This is a genomic window from Spirillospora sp. NPDC046719 (genome assembly GCF_040645715.1).
GTDB lineage: Bacteria > Actinomycetota > Actinomycetes > Streptosporangiales > Streptosporangiaceae > Spirillospora.
The window spans coordinates 1-4,884 of sequence record NZ_JBEYYT010000583.1 but is presented as its reverse complement, the minus strand read 5'-3'; the positions used below and the strand labels follow the sequence as shown (position 1 = coordinate 4,884).

Here is a 4,884-nt window from a genome sequence, read left to right as displayed (position 1 = left end):
GCGCGGCGCCGTCCCGGGCGCCGGCTCGGGCTGGGCCTGGCGGTCGTCGCGGCGGCGGCGGGCGCCACGGTCGCGATCCCGATGGTCACCGGCGGGGGCGAGGCCAAGGCCAACGCGGTCGAGCTGCGGCGGGACGGCTCCGTCGCGGTGTACTGGCGGGAGTGGTCGCACCCCGAGCGCGTGCAGAGCAAGCTGCGGGGATTCGGGATCCCGGCGGAGGTGAACTTCCTGCCGAGCGGCAAGAAGTGCAGGCCGGGGCGGGCGCACTGGATCTACGACGGGTCGGCCGACGACGTGTTCGGGAGCATCCCGAAGGAGGCGGCCGCGAACGCCACGCTGATCTACCCCAAGAGGCTCAAGCCGGGGCAGACCGTCGTGCTGGACGTGTGGGCGCTGCTCGGGAAGAACGATGAGATCAAGTCGAGCGTCCTCACTCCGAAGGTCGCGCAGGGCCCGGTCGGCGCGTGCGTCGTCGTGCCGGGCGGGCCCGAGGTCCACGAGGACTGGGCGGGCGACGGTCCCAACACGGTCGAGGGCCCGGACGACTAGCGGTTCCGCCGGCCGGGGGCGCCGTGACGCGGGCAGCGTCGCGGCGCCCCGCCATCTAGCGGGGAAGGACGCGGAGGACGGCGTCGAGCGCCGCCCCGAAGGCGTGGTCGGGCGGCGTCGCGTAGCCGACGACCAGGCCGTCCTCCGGTGGGAAGGGCGCTTCGGGATGGCGGAACGCCGACAGCCCGTCCAGGGCGATGCCGGCGCGGGCGGCGGCGTCCAGCGCGGCCGGCTCGGTGCCGGGCGGGAGGCGCAGGACGGCGTGCAGCCCGGCCGCGATGCCCGTCGCGTGGACGTGCGGGGCGCGCTCGGCGAGGGCGGTGACGAAGCGGTCCCGGCGGGCGCGGTACCGCTGCCGCATCCGGCGGACGTGCCGGTCGTAGGAGCCGCACCGCAGGAAGTCGGCCAGGGTCAGCTGGTCCAGCACGCCCGCCCACGCCTCGCGCTCGCCCTTGGCGGCGAGCACGGCGTCCACGAGGTGGCCGGGCAGGACCATCCAGCCGAGCCGGACGGCCGGGGACAGGCTCTTGCTGACGGAGCCCGCGTAGACCACCCGGTCGGGGGCCAGGCCCTGGAGCGCGCCGATGGGCCGGCGGTCGTAGCGGAACTCGCCGTCGTAGTCGTCCTCGATGACGATCCGGTCCGCCGAGCACGCCCAGCCGACGGCGGCGGTCCGGCGCTGCGCGGACAGCGGGCCGCCCGTCGGGAACTGGTGCGCGGGGGTCAGCAGGACGGCGCGCTCGCGGGCGGGCAGCTCGCCGATCCGCGCGCCGTCGGCGTCCACGCCGAGGGGGCGGGTGCGGACGCCGGCCCGCCTCAGCAGCTCCCGGTGGAACGGCAGGCCGTAGCCCTCGACGGCGAGCGGGCCGCGCAGCACGCCGCCGCCGAACAGCAGCCGGAGCGCGTGCGCGAACCCGGAGCAGACCACGATGGCCTCCGGGTCGGCGCGGACGCCCCGGGTGCGGGCGAGGTACTCGGCGAGCGCGTGGCGCAGCTCGGGGCGGCCGCGCGGGTCGCCGGGGCCGAACGCGTCGTTCGGCGCGGCGGTGACCGCCCGGCGCGCCGACGCGAGCCAGGCCGAGCGCGGGAACGACGACGGGTCGGGCTGCCCCTGCCGCAGGTCGTGCACGGGATGGTCCGCGCCGCGTGCGGCCGGCGACGCCCCCGCACGCCCCGACGCCCCCGCGCGCCCCGACGCGGAAGCGCGACCCGACGCCCCCGCGCGGCCCGATGCGGAAGCGCGGCCCGGCGCGGACGGCTCCGCGCGGGGCGCGACGCGCGTCCCGGAGCCCTGGCGCGCGGTCAGCCAGCCCTCGGCGACGAGTTCGGCGTACGCGTCGGCGACGGTGTTGCGGGCCAGGCCGAGGTCGGCGGCCAGCGACCGGTAGGGCGGCAGCCGCGTGCCCGGGGCCAGCCGTCCGGACCGGACCGCCGCGCGCAGCGCGCGGGTCAGCGCGGCGCGGCGCCCTCCCGGTCCGATCAGGTCGAGATGCAGGTCCGCGCCGATCCGCTCGGCCAGATTGACCCACGTTTCGGACATGGAATTGCACTCTATCGCGGGTCTCTTCGCCTTCTAGATTGATCTGCGGGAGGTGATCCGGATGCCGGACATCCAGGTTCGGCGGGGCCTCGCGCACCGCCGCCCGGCCCCCACCGCCACGACGGAAGGAACACCATGAACGCGCTGAACGCCCTCCGGTCCGCCGTCCGCGGACGGGTCCTGCTGCCCGGCGACCCCGGCTTCGACGCCGCCCGCCGCCCCTGGAACCTGGCCGTCGAGCAGCCGGTGGCGGCCGTGGTCGAGGCCGCCGGCACCGACGACGTCGCGGCGCTCGTCCGGCACGCCCGCTCGGCCGGGCTGAGCATCGCGACGCAGCCGAGCGGGCACGGCGCGACCGGCCGCACCGACGGCACGGTCCTGCTGCGCACCGGACGCCTCGACGCGGTGGAGATCGACCCCGCGGCCCGCCGCGCCCGTGTCGGGGCGGGCGTGCGGTCCGGCCGGCTGCAGGCCGCCGCCGCCGCGCACGGGCTGACCGGCCTGCCCGGCAGCTCCCCCGTCGTCAGCGTCGCCGGCGTCGCCCTCGGCGGCGGCCTGAGCTGGTTCGGCCGCGCGCACGGCTGGGTCGCCGACGCCGTCACCGCCCTGGACGTCGTCGACGCCGACGGCCGCGCCCGGCACGTCACCGCGGACGGCGACCCGGACCTGTTCTGGGCCCTGCGCGGCGCGGGCGGCGACTTCGCGATCGTCACGGGCCTCGAACTGGCGCTGCACCCGGCGCCGCGCCTGTTCGGGGGCCGGATGGTGTGGGCGGCCGAGCACGCCGCCGCGGTGCTGGACGCCTTCCGGGGGATCACCGCCGGCGCGCCCGGCGAGCTGACCCTGTGGCTGGACCTGCTGCACTTCCCCGGCGGCGATCCCCTGGTCGCGGTCGACGCCACGTACCTGGGCGGCGAGGCGGAGGCGCGCGAGTTGCTGAGCCCCCTCGACCGGCTGCCCCGCCCGCTCTCCGACGGCAGGCGGACGATGGCGGCCGACGAGCTCGGCGCCATCACCGCCGAACCCACCGACCCCGGCGCGGGCTCCTCGCGCGCCGAGCTGCTGACCCGCCTGGACGACGCCGCCGCGAAGGACCTGCTCGCGGCCCCGATCGCGCCGCTGCTGAGCGTCCAGGTCCGGCATCTGGGCGGCGCGCTCGCCCGGCCGTCCGACTCCCCGCACGGCGCGCTCGCCGAGCCGTACGCCCTCTACATGTTCGGCGTCCCGTCCGACCCGCGCACCGCCGAGGCGATCACGGCCCGGCAGCGCGCGCTCGCCGAGGCCCTCCCGGTGAGCGGCCGCAAGCCGTTCACCTTCCTCAACCCCGCCGAGACCGCGGCCGACGCCTTCGCCCCGGAGGCCCTGGCCCGCCTGCGCCGCGTCAAGGACGCCCGCGACCCGCACGGCGTCTTCCGCGGCAACTTCCCCGTCCGCGGCTGACGGGGGGACGAGCCGCTTGCGCGATCACTTTGCTCCCAGATATCTTTAGTCCAAGTATTTTCGGCTCAAGGTATTTGGAGCGGGTGTGGCGGCAGGGCACGGTGCCGTGTTGCGCGTGGGCCTCCTCGGGCACGGCGCGATCGGGTCGAACGTGGCGGAGGCGCTGCGCCGGGGCGTGGTCCCCGGGGCGGTGCTCGGCGGCGTCCTCACGCGCGGGCGCACCGCGTCCCCGGCGGCCGTGCGCGACCTGCCGGACCTGCTCGCCTCCGCCGACGTGGTGGTGGAGGCCGCAGGCCAGCGGGCGCTGCGCGAGCACGGGCCGGCGGTGCTCGCCGCCGGCCGCGACCTGCTCGCGGTGTCCGTCGGCGCGCTGGCCGACGAGGCGTTCTTCCGCGAGCTCACCCGGCCCGCCGGCGCCGCGCGCTCCGGCCGGCTGCTGATCTGCCCGGGCGCGCTGGGCGGCCTCGACGTCGTCCGAGCGGCGGCGCTCGCCGGGCCGCTGGCGAGCGTCCGGCTCACCTCGTCCAAGGCGCCCGCCTCGCTGGTCCAGCCCTGGATGGACGAGGGGACGGCGGAACGGCTGCGGTCGCTGCGCCCGGGGGACGACCCCGTGACCGTCTTCGACGGGGACGCCCGCGAGGCCGCGGCGCGCTTCCCGCGCAACGCCAACGTGGCGGCGACGCTGGCGCTGGCCGCCGGTGACGGCGCGGCCGTGCGCGTCCGCCTCGTCGCGGCCCCCGACACCCGGCTGACCAGGCACGTCGTCGAGTTCACCGGGCCGCTGGGCGAGTACCGCTTCGAACTCGCGAACCTCCCCGACCCCGGCAACCCGGCGACCAGCGGCCTCGTCGCCCCCGCGGTGCTGAGGTCGCTGGCCGACCTCGTCCCCGGTGTCGCGTGGCGGGTCGCGTGAACCGGCCCGCGAAGGTCCGCGGCATCGCGGTGCACGACGCGGGCGGCGACGCGCCGCCCGTCCTGTGCCTGCACGGCATCGGCTCCAGCGGCTCCGGATTCGGCGCGCTGAGCCGCCTGCTCGCCGGACGGCTGCGCCTCATCGCCTGGGACGCGCCCGGCTACGCCGAGTCCGACGACCCGCCCGGCACACCCGGCACGGACGGCTACGCCGACGCCGCCGCCGGTGTCCTCGACGACCTCGGGATCGCCCGCGCGAGCGTCCTCGGCACGTCCTGGGGCGGGGTGATCGCGACCCGGTTCGCGCTGCGCCACCCGGACCGGCTGGACGCCCTCGTCCTCGCCGACTCCACCCGCGGCTCCGGCACCGCGCCCGCGAAGGCCGCGGCCATGCGGGCGCGCGCCGCCGAGCTGGCCGAGCGCGGCCCGGCGGAGTTCGCCCG

At 77.9% G+C, this 4,884-nt stretch carries 5 protein-coding genes; 4 read left to right on the top strand and 1 reads right to left on the bottom strand.

The window, feature by feature from the left end:
• Positions 1-549, top strand: a 549-nt coding sequence (locus tag ABZ914_RS46545; protein ID WP_500201068.1) for a hypothetical protein, incomplete at its 5' end; no start/stop codon positions are given.
• Between the two features lie 55 nt (positions 550-604).
• Here the strand turns inward: ABZ914_RS46545 and pdxR are convergent.
• A complete protein-coding gene (pdxR, locus tag ABZ914_RS46540) occupies positions 605-2,089 on the bottom strand; it encodes a MocR-like pyridoxine biosynthesis transcription factor PdxR (protein WP_500201067.1) in 1,485 nt (494 codons plus the stop codon).
• A 135-nt stretch (positions 2,090-2,224) separates the two neighbouring features.
• Between pdxR and ABZ914_RS46535 the strand changes: the two genes are divergently transcribed.
• The 3 genes from ABZ914_RS46535 to ABZ914_RS46525 form a co-directional block, all read left to right on the top strand.
• Positions 2,225-3,529, top strand: a complete 1,305-nt coding sequence (locus ABZ914_RS46535; RefSeq protein WP_500201066.1) for an FAD-binding oxidoreductase — start codon at positions 2,225-2,227, stop codon at positions 3,527-3,529.
• A 115-nt stretch (positions 3,530-3,644) separates the two neighbouring features.
• Positions 3,645-4,442, top strand: a complete 798-nt coding sequence (locus ABZ914_RS46530) for an aspartate dehydrogenase domain-containing protein (protein WP_500201069.1) — start codon at positions 3,645-3,647, stop codon at positions 4,440-4,442.
• A partial coding sequence (locus ABZ914_RS46525) for an alpha/beta fold hydrolase (protein WP_500201065.1) occupies positions 4,439-4,884 on the top strand: 446 nt, incomplete at its 3' end. The genes ABZ914_RS46530 and ABZ914_RS46525, both read left to right, overlap by 4 nt.